The sequence below is a fragment of the Kitasatospora sp. NPDC048545 genome (genome assembly GCF_040651155.1).
Classification (GTDB): domain Bacteria; phylum Actinomycetota; class Actinomycetes; order Streptomycetales; family Streptomycetaceae; genus Kitasatospora.
In genome coordinates, this window is record NZ_JBEZIQ010000021.1 from 49,236 (window position 1) to 65,718 (window position 16,483).

Here is a 16,483-nt window from a genome sequence, read left to right on the forward strand (position 1 = left end):
TCGGGACGGCCGACCCCCCGGCGCTCGCCGCAGCGGGCCCTATAGCGCGCGCCGACGCGCCTGGACGAGCAGCGCCGCGAGCAGCAGTACCGCCCCGGGAGCCGCGACCGCCACGATCAGCGCCGGGTCCGTCAGCGCCGCGCTCCCGGCCGCCCCTCCGCGCGCGCCGCCGTACACCCAGCCGTAGGCCCACTCGATGCCGGACTGGAAGGGCAGCAGTTCCGCCGCCCGCGCCGGCCACGGTCGGCCGGTCCGGCGCAGCAGCAGGGCGACACCGGACTCCAGCAGCGGCGGCAGCGCGCACAGCAGCAGCACCCCGGCGGCGGCACTGCGGGTCAGCGACGCGGTCAGCACCCCGGTCCAGGCGGCCACGACGGCCACCAGGACGAACGCCAGCAGCGCCGCCGGCACCCCGTGGCCGACCACCAGCGCCAGCGGAGCGAAGGCACCCGGCAGGTCGGACAGCCCGGACAGCCCGGACAGTCCGGCACCGCCCACCGCCTCGGACACCCGCGCCGACAACGCGGTGGGCTCCGCCCAGGCCTCCACCGTCACCCCGTCCGGCAGCGCGAGGTGCACGGCCACCGTGTCGAGCAACAGGCTGGCCAGCGCCAGCAGCGCCGCCACCGGACCGACCACCAGCAGCTTGGCCAGCAGCAGCCGCACCCGGCGCGGGTACGACACCATCGAGGCGGGCAGCCCCGGGTGGTTCACCTCGTGCCCGTACGAGAGCGCGCCCAGCACGCCGGCGGCGAGGGCCGCGAACGGCAGCGGGACGAGCGGGACGGTGGCGGTCAGCAGGCGCACCCCGGCGGGCGCGGCCAGCGGGCCGGCCGGAGTCTGGCTCGCCAGGACGGCGGCCACCGCGGCGTCGCCGAGCAGCACGGCGGCGAGCAGCAGCCAGGTGGAACGCAGGCCGCGCAGACGGCGCAGCTCGTAGGCCAGGACACGCACGGTTCACTCGCTCCGGTGGTCGTCGGTGGTGGCGGGGGCCGAGGCGGCGGTCGCGCCCGAGGTGAGGCGGCGGAGCCGGACGGTGTCGTCGGTGAGCAGGTCGGCGTTCTCGCGCCGGCCCGGGGGCTTGGCCCGGGTGGCTTCCCCGGCCGGGGCCCGGTCGTCGCGGAAGAGCCGGTCGACGGCGACGATCGGGACCGGCTCGTCGCCCCCGGTGCACTCGATGGACCGGCTGGGGTTGGCGGACGCGGCCCGGGGGGCGGGCGTACCGGCGGTGGGTGTACCGAGGGCGGGGAGCGCGGCGGCGACCACGGCGACGGGCAGGGCGCGGGTGGGCAGCGAAGCGTCGTCCTGGGGGCGCGGCGTCCGGCGCCGCGGGGTGGTGGCTTCGGAGTCGGGATCGACGGCCGGCCCGGTGACGGGCGCGAAGGCAGCGGTGGCGGGCGCGGCCGCCGCTGCCTCGACAGGGGCCTCGGTGACCGCTTCGGCCGCGAACCGCCGGACCGACGCGGAGGGCGACTCGGGGTTCGGTCCGGTGCGCGGTTCGGGGTTGTTTCCGGAGCTCGACTCGGGGCTCGGTCCGGAGTTCGGTGCGGCGTCCTGGGCCGCCCGGACGCGGAGGTGACCGGAGCGGCCCGAGGCGGCCGGCAGGACGACCCGGGGCACGGGCTGCTCGACCACCCGGTCGGCCAGCTCGTGCAGCAGGATCCCGTGCCGGTAGGCGAGTTCACCGATCTCGGTGCGGTCGACGCCGGCCACCGCGAGGCCCACGCTGCCGTCCTGGCGGACCTCGGCTCCCTGCTCGACCAGCAGGTCGGCCAGTCGCGCCATCTGCGGCCCCCGGACGGCCACTTCGGGCCTGAGCCGGGTCCGCCGGAACTCCTCGACCGGCTGGTCGGCCACCAGTCGGCCGCGGTCCAGGGTGACGACCCGGTCGGCGAGCTGCGCGGCCTCCTGCGGGGTGCGGGTGGTCACCAGGACCGTCCCGCCGGCGACACCGAACGCGCGCAGGAAGGAGTGGAACCACTCGACGTTGCGCGGCGACAGGCCCTCGGTTGGCGCGTCCAGCAGCAGCGTGCCGGGGTCACCCAGCAGGGCGGCGGCCAGGGCCAGCCGGCGGTGCATGCCGGGCGAGAAGGTGCGCAGCCGCTGCCCGGCGACGGCGGCCAGCCGGGTCTGCGCCAGCAGCTCGTCAACGCGCCGGGCCGGCGCGCCGACGGCCGCCGCGAGCATCCGCAGGTGGCCGTGCGCCCTGCGGCCCGGGTGCCCGGCCACCGCGGTCACGCCCTCGCCCGGACCGGCCAGCAGCACGCCGACCTCCCGCTCGGGGCGGCGGATCCGGCGGTAGGGGCGCCCGTCGAAGAGCGTGACGCCCTGGCCGCGTTCGAGTTCCAGCATCAGCCGCAGCGCGGTGGACTTGCCCGCACCCTCGGCGCCGAGCAGCACGGTCACGGCGCCGGGCCGGGCGTCGAAGGTCAGGTCCAGTACGGCGGGCGGGGCACCCTTGCGGTAGACCCTGGTCAGTCCGGTGATCTGAATCATCGCTGGCTCCCGTGCCCTCGGCCGACCTGCTCGACGCGGAGCACCCCCTGATGGGCCGGCGTTGCGCCCGCCGCACGGCTCCGCGCCAGCACATTAGGGGGCCACGGCGGCTATTCCGGACATTGCGGGAACGGCACGGGCCCGCCGACTGCCCACCTCACCCGATCAGGGGAAAATCCGATCCTGCGATTCACGGGACCACCCGCTGCGGGGCCCGGGCCGGAGCCGCGCCGTCCCCCGGTCGCCGGTCCTACCGGGACGGCCAGGGCAGCGGCGGGAGCTGCTCGCCGCCGCAGACCGCCCGGAACTCGTCGACGGCGGCCTGGCCCTCGACGGTGGTCTCGCCCAGTTGCTCGCGCTCGGCGGCCAGCCGCTCCTGCACGGCCGCGATCGTCTCGGGTGCGGCCCGCTCGGCCTCCAGCTCTGCCAGCTCCTTCTCCGTGGCGGTGGTGGTCGCGTCGAGGCTCTTGTAGTCGGCCGCCAGCCCCTCGATGAGGAATCGCTGGTGCGCGCAGTCCTTGAGGGCCATGACGGGGCTCCTGGGTGCCAGAAGGCCTCCGGCCCGGCGGCCGGAGCGTCCACCGACACTCTGCGCCGGTGCACCCGCGGCCGCAGCCAGGCCGGGCCATTCGGTTGCCCGGCACACGCCGCTGGGGAGGAGGCCGGGGGTGCCGTCGGGGGCGCCGCCGGGACAGGGCGCGGGACGGGCCCCGGGCGCGGCCCGGACGCGCCGGGTGGGGCGCGGCCCGGCCCCGCGAGGTGGCCTCAGGACTCCGGGCGGAGCATGGGCGGGTTGAGGACGGTCGCGCCGCCGGCGGTGAACAGCTGGGCGGGGCGGCCGCCCTGACGGGTCGTCGTGCCGCCGGAGGGCAGCAGGAAGCCGGGGGTGCCGGTGACCTTGCGGTGGAAGTTCCGCGGGTCCAGCACCACGCCCCAGACCGCCTCGTAGACCCGGCGCAGCTCGCCGACGGTGAACTCGGTCGGGCAGAAGGCGGTTGCGAGCGAGGAGTACTCGATCTTGGAGCGGGCGCGTTCCACGCCGTCGGCGAGAATCAGGCCGTGGTCGAAGGCGAGCGGGACGCCGTCGGTCGGGTTCCCTCCGAGGAGTTCTGCCACCGGGGCCCACCGGGCGCTGCTGGCGTCGCCGCCGGCCCGGGGCGTCGGCAGGTCGGGGGCGAGCACCAGGTAGGCCACGCTGACCACGCGCATCCGGGGGTCACGCTGCGGGTGGCCGTAGGTGGCGAGCTGCTCCAGGTGGGCTCCGGCCGCACCGGGGCCGGCCGCGTCGTGGCCCGGGGCCGAGTGCGCGCGCAGGCCGGTCTCTTCGGCCAGTTCCCGGGAAGCGGCCTCGGCCAGGCCCTCATCCGGCCGGACGAAGCCGCCGGGCAGCGCCCAGTACCCCTGGAACGGCGGCTCGCCGCGTCTGACCAGCAGGGCGCAGAGCGCGTGGTCGCGCACCGTCAGCACCACCAGGTCAACCGTGACAGCGAACGGGGGGAAGGCCGACGGATCGTAACGCGACATGGCGCCGATCATAGTCGTCTCTCTGACGATAAGCACAGGCCTTGCGCGCGGCCCGCGCACGGCCCGTTCGGGGCCGGTCGTCCACCCGCCCGGAACGGTTCGCGCACGGGCGGGCTGGGGCTCCCGGGCTGGAGGCGCCGATGGGCGGTCGGTGGGTCCGGCACCGGCGCTGCGCGGCACCGGGTGCGGTGGCACGGGCCGAGCGCGGCCGCGCCGGGCCGGGGTGCGCGGTCAGCGGGCGACGAGCTGCAGGTCCGCGGAAGCCTCCTCGACCATCGCGACGCCGATCCGGCTCACCCGGACCGAGAACGGTTCGCCCGCCACCCGCAGCCCGGTCAGCCCCAGCTCGCCGAGCGGCGCGGTGCTGGCCGGGCGGATCAGGACCCGGCCGCCCGGAACGTCGGGCCGCACCCCGGCGAGGGCGAACACCGCGTGCACGGCACCGGCCGCCGACACCGCCGCCGGACGGCAGGCGGCCGGGTGCGGCACCGGCGGGCAGCCGGGGGTGCGCTGCTCCCCCGCGTACATCTCCGGCAGTCGCCCCTCGAAGTGGGCGGCCGCGGCGAGCAGGCCCTCCAGCAGGGTGCCGGCCTCGTTCTCATGGCCGGCCTCGGCCAGTCCGGCGATCGCCAGCGCGGTTTCGTGGACCCGTACCGCGCCGCCGCGGTGGCCCAGCGGGTTGAACCGGGGGGACTTGGCGCTGAGCGTGCGCAGGCCCCAGCCGCTGTCCAGCTCCGGGGCGACCAGGCGCTGGGCGAGCAGCCGGGTCTGCTCGCGGTCCAGCAGGCTCTCGTGGCGGCCGCCGTCGGCGGCGAGCCCGGTGTCCAGCAGGTGCACCAGGCAGGAGGCGACGGCGGGCAGCGGTTGACCGCCCGGGGCCAGCCCGGCGGCGGGGCGGCCGCCCGAGAGGTCGTCGACCCAGAACCGCTCGCGGAAGCGCCCGCGCAGATCGGCGGCCCAGGTCCGCCAGCCCCCGGCGCCCGGGCGACCGAAGGCCTCCAGCAGTTCGGCGCCGTGCAGGGCGGCGCGGTGGGCCTGCGCCTGGACCTCGGCGCGGGCGGCGACCGGGTGGGCCGAGCGCTCCTCGGCAGGACGGCTCAGATCGGTGACGAAGCCGTCGACCAGCCCGTCGCGCAGCGCGGCCAGGGCCCGCTCCGCGGCCGGGAGCAGGTCGGCGACCTCCGACCCGGGCAGGCCCCAGCGCCAGGCCTCGGCCAGCACCGTGACGAACAGCAGGGTGGCCTCGGTGGCGGTGCAGGTGGGCGGCAGCTCCGGGCCGCCGTGCCGCAGGCTCCCGGGCAGCAGGCCCTCGGTGCGGCCCGGGGCGGGGGCCGGCTGCTGACGGCGGGCCAGTGCCCGCAGGGTGCCGACGGCCAACCGGGTGCCGAGCGGCAGGGTGAGCCGGGCGGCCCAGAGCGCGTCGGCCGGGGCGAGGCCGAAGCGCCAGGGCGCGCCGGAGGCCGGGTAGAGGTCGGTCGGGCGGTCCGGATCGGCGAACAGCAGCCCGCCGAGGGCGTCCAGGGAGCGGGAGACCAGCGGGGCGGCCCGAGAGTCGTCGCTGCGGACCTCCGGCTCGGACCAGGGCAGTGGGACACCGGTGCCACGCCCACCGGGCGGCCGCGGGCCGGTGGCGGCGCTCTCCAGCTCGGTGCGCAGCTCGACCGACCAGCGGGCGCCGGGCTGGACCTCCAGGTCCCAGCGGAGCACCCCCGCGCCGGCCAGGACGGCGTGCGGCGAGGGCTTGGCACTGACCACGGCACTGTGTCCGGGGCCCGTCCAGCGGAGCCCGGCGGACTGCACCTGGCCCGGCAGGTCGGGCGGGCGGTGTCCGGCGGCGATCTCGGCGACCGGGCCGAGGTCCGTGCCGACGGCGATCTCCAGCGGCAGCCGGGCGGGCCGCGGGCCGGTGTTGCGTACGACGACGGTCTCCACGCCGTCCGCGTGGCGCAGCCGCTCGACGGTGAGCGCCGGGTCCGGGTCGAGGTCGCCGGGGACCCGGACGGCGCCGAGGAAGCGGGCCTGGGCGGTGCCGGTCAGGGCGCCCTGGAGCGGCAGCGGCTCCATGCCGCCCAGCCGTACCTCCATCCGGGCGAGTGCCCGGACGCCGTTGCGGTAGAAGCCGTGCAGGCCGTGGCCTCGCAGCTGGCCGTCGGGGCCGGAGGCGGCCATCGCCGGGGCGTTGACGCAGATCACCGCGTGGTGGACCGCGGGGGGCTGCGGGCGCGGCGGGGCGGCGGGGCGGCCCGGGCCGGCGGGTGCTCCCCCTGGCCCGGTCGGCGGGACCAGGTCGGGACGCCCGACCGGTCTCGGCGCTCCGACAACGCTCTCGGCCGGCATGGCCTGTGGCTGCCTCATGGCGGTCACCGGACTCTCCTCCCCTCGGCGGTCCGTGGCCGGGTCAGGCCGGTGGGCCGCGAGCATGCTCGATCGCATGCTGATGGTGCCGGGCCGACGGGGTTTCCCGTCGGCGGTGTGCCGTGTCTGGCCGTACCCGGCGGCAGGTCGTGCCAAGCGGTGCTCGGTACCGGGCCGGTACCGGCGCGCCGCGCCGTCGCGATGGGCCCGCCACCGCGCCAGCACGTCCTCGGGGCGGGCGCCCCGGCACGCCGGGGCCACCTGCCGCGTGGCCCGCGCCCGCCGGGCCGGCCGGTTCCCGCACGGCGACCGGCCCCGCTGCCGCACTTGCGCCGCCGACCGCCGCCGGTGGCCGGGGTCCCCGGTCCCGCGTCGCCGGGCGGACGACCCGGCCGGATATGCACCCGGCCGGTCTCCGTTCGGACACAGGGCCCCCGGGGTGAACGCCGCGCACCGCCGCCAGGTCACGCCCCACCCCGACCGGCACCGGTCGGCGCCCGCCCCACCGGGCGGTCGTGCCGCTTCCGTCGGAGCGGCGCCGGGTCCCGCCACGAGCCCGTCGTGGCCTGCGGCCGAGGCTTCGTCCCGGGCTTCCCGTGCTGCCGTCGGCGCTGCTCGGAGCGGGTGTCGACCGGGGTCGGCCGCCCGATCGGACGGACAAGGACGGTCGAACCGGCGCTCGACCGCCGCCAGGATACGGTGCGGGGGTCGCGGCCCCGCATCCGGTGACCCCGTGAACCGCGACGCCACCACTGTGACCAGCAGAGACCGAGGAGTCCCATGTCCACCGTCAGCCGGCTGCCCGGGATCGTCACGACCGACCGCGTGTTCCAGGTCCCCCTCGACCACGCGGCCCCGCAGGGCGAGCAGATCGAGGTGTACGCCCGCGAGGTGGTGGCCGCCGGCCGTGAGCGGGACGACCTGCCCTGGCTGCTCTTCCTCCAGGGTGGGCCCGGTGGCAAGGCCGCCCGGCCGCTCACCCGGGACACCTGGCTGAAGCGCGCCTTGGACGACTACCGGGTGCTCCTGCTCGACCAGCGCGGCACCGGGCGGTCCACGCCCGCGACCCGGCAGACCCTCGCCCGGCGCGGCGGCCCACGCGAGCAGGCGGACTACCTCGCCCACTTCCGGGCGGACTCGATCGTCCGGGACTCCGAGCTGATCCGCACCCGGCTGCTCGGCGCCGACCGGCCCTGGAGCGTGCTCGGCCAGAGCTTCGGCGGCTTCTGCACCCTCACCTACCTCTCCGTCGCACCCGAAGGCCTGACCGAGGCCTTCATCACCGGCGGTCTGGCCGGGCTCGCCGACTCGGCCGACGACGTCTACCGCGCCGCCTACCCGCGCGTGGTCCGCAAGAACGAAGACCACTACGCCCGGTTCCCGCAGGACGTCGAAGCGGCGCGGCGGATCGCCGCCCACCTCGCGGACTCCCCCGCGACCCTGCCGGATGGCGGAGTGCTCACCGTCGAGGCCTTCCAGGCCCTCGGGATGCTGCTCGGCGGCGGCAACGGCTCCGGCGCCCTGCACTACCTGCTGGAGGAGGCCTGGGTGGAAGGCGCGGCCGGACCCGAGCTCTCGGACACCTTCCTGGCCTCCGCCCAGGCCCAGCTCTCCTTCGCCGGCGGCCCGCTGTACGCGGTGCTGCACGAGTCGATCTACGGCCAGCGGTCGGTGGACCAGGGCGGCACCGGCTGGTCGGCCGGGCGGCTCCGCAAGGAGTTCCCGCAGTTCGACGCCCGGGCCGCGCTGGAGTCCGGCGCACCCGTGCTGTTCACCGGGGAGATGATCTACCCCTGGATGTTCGACTCCGACCCGGCACTGCGCCCGCTGAAGGAGACCGCGGAGCTGCTCGCCGCCCGCACCGACTGGCCCGACCTGTACGACCGGGAGCGCCTGGCCGCCAACCGCGTACCGGTCGTGGCGGCGGTGTACCACGACGACATGTACGTGGACACCGCCGCCTCGCTGGAGACCGCCCGCGCGGTGCGCGGCCTGCGGACCTGGATCACCAACGAGTGGGAGCACGACGGCCTGCGGGTCAGCGGCGGCACGGTGCTGGACCGCCTGATCGCGATGGCGCGCGGCGAGGCGTAGCCGCCGAGAGGCCGGTGCGGCGGCGAACTGGTCAGTGGGCACGGCGGCTCCCCCTGGCCGCCCGCCGGACCCCGGGGCACCGGTGCCGTCCGCTCCCGGAGCGGGCGGCGGCGGGCGCGCACACCGCCGCGCGGCCGAGCCTCAGACCCCGGGCGGTCCGTTCCCCGGCCGACCGGACACGCCCGGGCGCCGAGGCCCGGCCCGGCGTGGGCAGCAGGGCAAGCGAGCCGGCGGCGCTCCCGCCCGGGGCCGGGCCGCTGGCGCCGGCCTGACCGGCGGGGCCGCCCGGGCCGTGGTCGGCCGCGGCCGGACCCGATGCCGTGGACGAACCCTTCCGACGGGCTCCCCGGCGACGTCGGCGGCCGCCGGAGGCCCGACCGGGCCCCTCCGAGGGGAGGCTGTCCGCCGGAGCCCCGGGCACCGGGCCCGGCCCGTCGGCAGGCGGCGACGGGTCGCCGGTCTGGGCCGACGCGGGCGCCTGCCCCTCGCGCCGCCGTCGCTGGGCCTCGACGGCAGCCAGCAGCGCCCCGGGCGTCATGCCGTCGTTGACCGACTCGTGGAGCAACTCGGCCAGCAGGTAGTCCGGGGCGAGCCGCAGGACGTGGCCGAGCACGACCCGCGTCGTCGCCGTGTCACCGGCGACCCAGGACGCCCAGGCCAGCAGGGTGAGCGGGGCCACCGCGCAGCCCTCGTACGGCGGCACGGCCCGCCGGGCGAGGAAGCGCCAGAGCCGTTCGGCGGGAGCCAGCTCGTCGGGCCGGGCGTACTCGACGCCGCGGTCCCGGACGGTCCGGTCCCGTAGGGCGAACAGCAGCCGGGCCGTCCGCTCCGGGTCGAGCTCCCGGGCGCCGGCCCCGAACTCGGCGACGGCCTGGTCGAGCAGGGCGATGCCCTGCTCCCGGGAACCCGCGCTCTCCCCGGCCCGGACGAGCGCCTCGCGTTGGGCCGCGTCCCCGGGCGGGCCGACCGGGGCCAGCCCGCCGAGGATCGCCTTCCGGCTACCGCGCGGCACCAGTCCGGCGACCGTCGCGGCGGCGGCCGCCGGGCCCGGGCCGCGCCGCACCGGGTTGCCCGCCGGGTCACAGCACCCGGTGCCCCGGCAGAGGAAGGACCACCAGCGGCCGTCCGAGACGCACAGCGACTCCTTCACCGCGACGCCCCGCCGCCCGAAGGCCGCCCGGAGGTCGTCCGCCAGCGGCTGCAGGCCGTCCACGACCGGCGGGGCGTGCGGGGCGCCGGGATCCTGGCAGAGGTAGAGGAGCACCTGAAGCGGCCGGGCGCCGTTCCGCTCCGAGAGGGCGACCAACAGGGCGGCCGTCTCCTCCGCGGCGGCCGGCCACTGCGCGGGCGATTCCGGCAGGTCGGCCCGGACCACCCCGCCCTGGTGCAGGTCGGGGCCCTGGAGACCGACCGCGACGATGCTGTCGTCGGGGTGGAACCCCAGGAAATAGGGCAGCAGCTCGGCCATGTCGGCCGGGCCCCGCATGACGACCGGCCGGTGCTCGGAGGCCGGGCCGAGGGACAGAATGACGTTTTCGTTGTTCATCGCGTTCATGACCGCAAGAGTGAACGCGATCCGCGAACGGCACCGGACCCGACTTTTTTCTGTGGATAACTCCGCCTCCGAATTTCCCTTCGCTCATTCGGAGCAAGCGACACTCCCTCCGAAGAGTGGATTTTGACTGCCGTTCAGCGGACCAGCGGATGAAATGCACCCCGCCTTCGCCTCGCTCCCCACCCCGGCATTCGCCCCTTGTCGGCGGTACGGGGTTACATGGACGCCATGCAGCAGCCCGACACCCACACCACCGCCACCGCCGACCGCGCCGAGGTCCGGGCGCGGGCCGAAGCCGTCCTGCGCGAGCTCGCCGGCGCCGCCGCCACCCTGCGCGAGGACCAGTGGACGGCCATCGAGGCCCTCGTGGTCGACCACCGCCGCGCCCTGGTCGTCCAGCGCACCGGCTGGGGGAAGTCCGCGGTCTACTTCATCGCCACCGCCCTGCTCCGGGCCCGCGGCGCCGGGCCGACGGTGATCGTCTCGCCGCTGCTCGCCCTGATGCGCAACCAGGTCGAGTCGGCGGCCCGGGCGGGCATCCACGCCCGCACCATCAACTCGGCCAACACCGACGAGTGGGACGAGGTCCAGGCCGAGGTCGCCGCCGGGAAGGTGGACATCCTGCTGGTCAGCCCCGAGCGGCTGAACAACCCGGACTTCCGCGACCAGGTGCTGCCCAAGCTCGCCGCCTCCACCGGCCTGCTGGTGGTCGACGAGGCGCACTGCATCTCGGACTGGGGGCACGACTTCCGGCCCGACTACCGCCGGCTGCGCACCATGCTCGCGGAGCTGTCGCCCGGCGTCCCGGTGCTGGCCACCACCGCCACGGCCAACGCCCGGGTCACCGCGGACGTCGCCGAGCAGCTCGGCACCGGCACCGCCCACGAGCACGCCCTGGTGCTGCGCGGACCGCTCGACCGGGAGAGCCTCACCCTGGGCGTGCTGACCCTGCCCGACCCGGCGCACCGGCTCGCCTGGCTGGCCGACCACCTCGACCGGCTCCCCGGATCGGGCATCGTCTACACCCTGACGGTGGCCGCGGCCGAGGAGGTGACGGCCTTCCTGCGCGAACGCGGCTTCCCGGTGGCCTCCTACTCCGGCCGCACCGAGGACGCCGAGCGCCGCACCGCCGAGGCCGACCTGCTGGCCAACCGGGTCAAGGCCCTGGTCGCCACGTCCGCGCTCGGCATGGGGTTCGACAAGCCCGACCTCGGGTTCGTCGTGCACCTCGGCTCGCCCAGTTCGCCGATCGCCTACTACCAGCAGGTCGGCCGGGCCGGGCGCGGCGTGGACCGGGCCGAGGTGCTGCTGCTGCCCGGGCGCGAGGACGAGGCGATCTGGCGCTACTTCGCCTCGCTGGCCTTCCCCCCGGAGGAGCAGGTGCGGCGCACCATCGACGCGCTGGCCGAGGCCGGCCGCCCGCTCTCCACCGCCGCCCTGGAGCCCCGGGTGGACCTGCGCCGGGCCCGGCTGGAGACCATGCTCAAGGTGCTCGACGTGGACGGCGCCGTCCGCCGGGTCAAGGGCGGCTGGACGGCCACCGGGCAGAGCTGGGCGTACGACACCGCCCGGTACGCCAAGGTCGCGGCCTCCCGGGAGGCGGAACAGCGGGCGATGCGCGACTATGCGGCGGGCACCGGCTGCCGGATGGAGTTCCTGCGCCGCCAGCTGGACGACGAGCAGGCCGTGCCGTGCGGCCGGTGCGACAACTGCGCGGGGCCGCTGCACACCCCGGACGTCTCCGCCGAGGCGCTGGCCGCCGCCCGGGCCGCGCTCGGCCGCCCGGGCGTCAGCTTCGAGCCGCGCCGACTCTGGCCGACCGGGATGGACGCGCTCGGGGTGCCGCTCAAGGGCCGGATCCCAGCGAGCGAGCAGGCCGAGACCGGCCGGGCGCTCGGCCGGCTGTCCGACATCGGCTGGGGCACTCGGCTGCGCACCCTGCTCGCCGAGCAGGCGCCGGACGTGCCGGTACCCGGCGAGGCGGTGGACGCGCTGGTGGCGGTGCTGGCCGACTGGGCCCGCGGGCCAGGCGGTTGGGCCGGGCCCGCGACGGCGGAGGGATCCCGGCTGGAGCGGCCGGTCGGCGTGGTGATCATGGCCTCCTCGAACCGCCCCCAGCTGGTCGGCAGCCTCGGCGCGCGGATCGCCGAGATCGGGCGGCTGCCGCTGCTCGGCCGGATCGAGTACGTCGGCGGGCTGCCGCCGCACGGGGCCCGCAGCAACAGCGCCCAACGGCTGCACTCGCTGGCTGGGGCGCTCGTCCTGTCGCCGGAGGTGGAACAGGCGGTGGCGGCCGCCGGCGGGCCGGTGCTGCTGGTGGACGACCTCGTCGACTCGGGCTGGACGGTCACTGTGGGTGCCCGGCTGCTGCGCAGGGCCGGGGCGAGTGCGGTGCTGCCGCTGGTGCTGGCCGTTCAGGGGTGACGGGAGGGTCGCAGACCGTCGAGAGAACGACGGTCATCACTCGAATGGCCTAACAGAAAGGATCAAGCCAAGCGATTTCGATCACACCCGCCGGCCGGAGCGAAAAGGGGGTGGTCACCGTGCCGCCGACGGTTCACGTCGCGCTTCGAGCGTTGTGGATCAAGGCTCGGTGACACCTCGGCGACGCATGAGCGACAGTGGAACATATCCGGCAGACCATGGGCTATCGGATGGCGTTCGTCATTTCATCGTTGCCGCTCTGCCCCTCATGCCCCGAGAATTGGGAGGTACCCGAAACTCGGTCCGCCGGACTCGCCCTTCGGCGTACCCAGGCACCCCGCCTACCCACGGGTCAGGAAGGAGGATCGTGATCAACGGTATCGACCGAGGTCAGAATCCCCTCTCCGGGAGTTCGGCGCCAAGACGGGTGCTGGACCTGGAGACCTGGGCCGCCTCGGGGATCCCGTTGCTGCGCGACCCGCGCGAGTTCGTCCTGGAGCTGCACCAACGCCACCTGCCCCAGCCGGGCACGGTCGTGGTCGCCGTCCTGGACGCCCTCCACCACCTCGTCGCCTCGGCCTCCTTCACCCCTTGGCCGCACGACACCGACGGCTGGCAGCACCGGAACGCCCTGCTGGCGCACGTCCGGCGGATCGTTCCGCACGACCTGCGGCTGTCCGAGCCGAGCCGCACGGCCATACTGTTGCGCTGCCGCGACGGCGCGCCCGGCTGGACGGAACAGGACGGCGCCTGGATGTGGGCGCTGCGGGACGCGGCCGCGCTGCACGGGCTGCGCTGCGGCTCGTACATCGGGCTCACCCCGGCGGGCTGGCAGGTCCTCGGGGACGGGCGGGGCGGGCGCAACCCGCACGCGGGCTCGTGGGCGGACGGCCCGGTGCACACCGTGACGGAGCTGCCACCGCGCTCGGTGCTCGACACCCCGCGCGGGCAACGCACCCGCCTCCCGGCGGCGGAGGCGGTCGAACCCGGCGCCGACGCACAGCGCCCGTCGAAGTCCGGGCCCCCGTGGGTCGCGGCGGCCGAGCCGACGCGCCGCACCGGCACCCGCTGACCCCGCCGACCCCGCCGGACGGACGGGACGAGGACGGACAGGACCGGACGGACGGGACGAGGGCAGGAAGGCCCGACTCCCGGAGGACACACAGCCCCCGGGCCCTTCGGGCACGGGCACGGGCACCGTGCGCAGGGGCCGACGACTCGACGCACCCGGGTCGACGCACCCGGGTCCACCCACCGCGGTACGGACCCGGATCCGGTCCGGGTACGGCCCGTCGCGGGAAGGTCTCAGGGCCCGGCACCGTCGTACGGCACCGGGCCCGGAACGGATGGGCTGGGGTCAGGCCTTGACCGGGCGGCCGGGCGCGGCCGCCTCCGTGGTCGCCGGGCCGGCGTCGCCGCAGACCACCAGCAGGGCGGTCGCACGGCCGAGCGCCTCGGCGTACGCCTCGGCGGTCCCGGCGGGCGTGCCACCGTTGACCACCAGGACGACCGCCTCGCGGCGGACCGGACGGGTCAGCGCGGCGTCCGCGTAGAACACGTCCCCGCCCTCGGCGAGCTGCGCCCAGTAGCGCTCCTCGCCGAAGGACAGTTCGTGCTGCTGCCACGGGTGCGCCTCGCCGACCGTCAGCACCAGGATCTGGGCCGGGTCGCGACCGGAGTCCAGGAGCCGGTCGACCGCCTCGTCGGCGCGTTCCACGGCCAGATCCGGGGTGGCGGCGATCCACTGGACCTCGACCTGCGGCGCGGCCTGGCGGCGCGGCGCCGGACCGGGCTTGGGAACGGACCGCGGCGGACCGGGCCGGGCGGCGCGCGGCGCGGCCGGGCGCGGGGGCGCCGGGCGGGGGCCGGGCACCGTGACCGGGGCCGCGACGGTGGTGGGTGTGATGGTGGGCGCGCCGCCGGTGGCAGGCGCGCGGAGGGCTTGTGCGTCCGACTCGCGGGGGAAGGGAACGCCGGGGCCCGGGAGGCTCTCGTGAATCTCCGGCTCCTCGGGGAAGACAGGCATACCCGGATATCTATCAAATGCCGGTCGAACGCGCACGGGCACCCCACCCCTTGGGCACCGGACGCCCACTGCCCCCACCCGGGGCAATCCCAGACGGACCATCAGAAACCGAGCGTCAACTGTTCGTCCGCGGATCCCGAGGCTTCGCCCGCGCCCTCCCGAACGCGCTTCAGGTGACGCCACTTCGTCAGTCCGTCCATGTATGCCCAGGAGACCCGGTGGTGCTCGGTGGGGCCGAACTCCTCCAGCGCGGCGCGGTGCACCGGGGACGGGTAGCCGGCGTTGTCCGCGAAGCCGTACTCCGGGCACCCGTCGCCCAGTTCGGCCATCAGGCCGTCACGGTGGACTTTGGCGAGCACCGAGGCGGCGGCGACGCAGACACAGGACTGGTCGCCTTTGATCACCGTGCGCACCCGCCAGGGGCCACCGAGATAGTCGTGCTTGCCGTCCAGGATCACCGCGTCGGGCTCGACCGGCAGCGCCTCCAGCGCGCGTACGGCGGCCAATCGCAGCGCCGCCGTCATGCCGAGTTCGTCGCACTCCTGAGCCGAGGCCTGCCCGAGGGCGTACGCGGTGACCCAGTCGGCGAGGACGGGGGCGAGCGCGCGGCGGCGCAGCTCGGTGAGCAGCTTGGAGTCGGTCAGCCCCTCGGGCGCCTTGCGCAGGCCGGTGACGGCCGCGCCCACGGTGACCGGTCCGGCCCAGGCGCCGCGCCCGACCTCGTCCAGGCCAACGACGATCCTGGCGCCGGCCCGGCGGAGCGAGCGTTCGACGGAGTGCGTCGGCGGGACGATGGGCATGGCGATTTCCGTTCAGCTGGGCAGCCTCCAGCCTAAGCCCGCCCCGCGCCCACCGGATCCGCCGCCCGAGCCCGCTCCCGAGCCCGCACCCGAGCCGTCCGCCGGCCCGACGCCACCCCGGGCCGGGAGCGCACCCCGGGGCCGAGGTCGCTCCCGGCCCGAGCCCACCCCAGCCCGGACGCGCCCCCCGGCCTGGGTCCCCGGCCCCGGGCCACGCCCTGACCCGGACCGACCCTCAGGCGCGGATCATCGGATGCAGCACATCGTCCACCAGCCTGGTGGCGAAGTCCGGCCCCACGTCCTGGAATCCACGGATCTTGGCCTGGTAAAGCAGCATCGCCGGGATCACGTCGGCCACCAACGGGGTGGCCGCGCCGGGCCGCACGTCCCCGCGCGCGGCGCCGCGGCGGAGGATCTCCAGGATGGTCGCCGTGATCGGCCCGATGACCCGGTCCTCGATGAAGCCCTTGAAGACCTCGGCCTGCTCCTGGTCTATCTCGGCCATCAGCGCGTGGAGGGCCGCGCCCACCCGGGAGGCCACCGCGGCGGTGAACGCCTCGATGAGCTGCAGGAGTTCGTCCCGGGCGGACCCGAGGTCGGGGGTGTCGTAAGGGCGTGGAAGAGTGGCGTCCAGGGCGTCGATGACGAGTTCGTCCTTGGACGCCCAGCGCCGGTAGAGCGCGGCCTTCCCGGTCCGCGCCGCGCCGGCGACCCCTTCCATGGTCAGTCGCGCGTATCCGCCGGAGGTGAGCTGGTCGAGCGCGGCCTCGAAGATCGCGTTCTCCAACTCCTTTCCCCGGCGCCTCCCGGGCCGCGTCAGGGCCTGACGCGCGGTCCGCACCGGGCAGTGGGCCGACCCCGCACCCCGCTCCGGTCCGGGCACATCAGACGCACCAGGCACACCAGGTACATCCGGAACGTCCGGGACCGCCGAGGCTCCCGCCGGCCCCGCCACAGGGGCCGACCCGCCCGCTGACCTGCCCGCTGACCTGCCGGTCGGCCACCCCGAGGACCGACCGGACCGGTCCGCCACCAGGCGTCGTACCAACCGCTCCATCGCCACCACCCTTAAGGAACGCTTGCGTTCACAATCACGGCCAGGATATCGTCCGGATTAGTGAACGATCCCGTTCCTTCTCGGTCTGCGCAAGGGCGCAGCGCCACACCCGGAAACCGGCGGTCCGCCGGATCCACGGCACCGAGGCACAT

General features: G+C 76.2%; 12 protein-coding genes. 3 read left to right on the plus strand and 9 right to left on the minus strand.

Features of this window, described 5'->3' with window-relative positions; all coding sequences use genetic code 11:
• Nucleotides 1-39 precede the first annotated feature (39 nt).
• The 5 genes from AB0D10_RS20990 to AB0D10_RS21010 form a co-directional block, all read right to left on the minus strand.
• A complete protein-coding gene (locus tag AB0D10_RS20990; protein ID WP_360258347.1) occupies nt 40-954 on the minus strand; it encodes a hypothetical protein in 915 nt (304 codons plus the stop codon).
• Between the two features lie 3 nt (nt 955-957).
• Nucleotides 958-2,496 (minus strand): ATP-binding cassette domain-containing protein, encoded by a 1,539-nt coding sequence (locus AB0D10_RS20995; protein WP_360258349.1) that lies wholly within the window; start codon nt 2,494-2,496, stop codon nt 958-960.
• Nucleotides 2,497-2,746: 250 nt separating this feature from the next.
• Nucleotides 2,747-3,025 (minus strand): hypothetical protein, encoded by a 279-nt coding sequence (locus AB0D10_RS21000; protein ID WP_360258351.1) that lies wholly within the window; start codon nt 3,023-3,025, stop codon nt 2,747-2,749.
• Nucleotides 3,026-3,261: 236 nt separating this feature from the next.
• Nucleotides 3,262-4,020: an NUDIX domain-containing protein gene (locus AB0D10_RS21005; RefSeq protein ID WP_360258353.1), complete on the minus strand. Its 759-nt coding sequence runs from the start codon at nt 4,018-4,020 to the stop codon at nt 3,262-3,264.
• 231 nt (nt 4,021-4,251) lie between these two features.
• A complete protein-coding gene (locus AB0D10_RS21010) occupies nt 4,252-6,375 on the minus strand; it encodes a glycogen debranching N-terminal domain-containing protein (protein ID WP_360258490.1) in 2,124 nt (707 codons plus the stop codon).
• A gap of 780 nt (nt 6,376-7,155) precedes the next feature.
• Here AB0D10_RS21010 and AB0D10_RS21015 point away from each other — a divergent pair.
• Nucleotides 7,156-8,469 (plus strand): alpha/beta fold hydrolase, encoded by a 1,314-nt coding sequence (locus AB0D10_RS21015; RefSeq protein WP_360258355.1) that lies wholly within the window; start codon nt 7,156-7,158, stop codon nt 8,467-8,469.
• 31 nt (nt 8,470-8,500) lie between these two features.
• Here AB0D10_RS21015 and AB0D10_RS21020 read toward each other — a convergent pair whose 3' ends face one another.
• Complete coding sequence (locus AB0D10_RS21020) at nt 8,501-10,024, minus strand: DUF4192 domain-containing protein (protein ID WP_360258357.1); 1,524 nt, start codon at nt 10,022-10,024, stop codon at nt 8,501-8,503.
• Nucleotides 10,025-10,252: 228 nt separating this feature from the next.
• On the opposite strand from AB0D10_RS21020, the gene AB0D10_RS21025 reads away from it, so the two are divergent.
• Together AB0D10_RS21025 and AB0D10_RS21030 are read left to right on the plus strand one after the other, a co-directional pair.
• On the plus strand, nt 10,253-12,448 hold the full coding sequence (locus AB0D10_RS21025) for a RecQ family ATP-dependent DNA helicase (protein ID WP_360258360.1): 2,196 nt from the start codon (nt 10,253-10,255) through the stop codon (nt 12,446-12,448).
• Nucleotides 12,449-12,815: 367 nt separating this feature from the next.
• Nucleotides 12,816-13,520, plus strand: coding sequence for a hypothetical protein (locus tag AB0D10_RS21030; RefSeq protein WP_360258363.1), 705 nt, complete (start codon nt 12,816-12,818; stop codon nt 13,518-13,520).
• A 285-nt stretch (nt 13,521-13,805) separates the two neighbouring features.
• Here AB0D10_RS21030 and AB0D10_RS21035 read toward each other — a convergent pair whose 3' ends face one another.
• From AB0D10_RS21035 to AB0D10_RS21045, 3 genes are all read right to left on the minus strand, one after another.
• Entirely contained in the window at nt 13,806-14,474 is a 669-nt protein-coding gene (locus AB0D10_RS21035; protein WP_360258365.1) for a hypothetical protein, read from the minus strand.
• 101 nt (nt 14,475-14,575) lie between these two features.
• Nucleotides 14,576-15,274, minus strand: coding sequence for a ribonuclease HII (locus tag AB0D10_RS21040; protein ID WP_360258368.1), 699 nt, complete (start codon nt 15,272-15,274; stop codon nt 14,576-14,578).
• A 235-nt stretch (nt 15,275-15,509) separates the two neighbouring features.
• A complete protein-coding gene (locus AB0D10_RS21045) occupies nt 15,510-16,061 on the minus strand; it encodes a TetR/AcrR family transcriptional regulator (RefSeq protein ID WP_360258370.1) in 552 nt (183 codons plus the stop codon).
• Between the last annotated feature and the right edge of the window lie 422 nt (nt 16,062-16,483).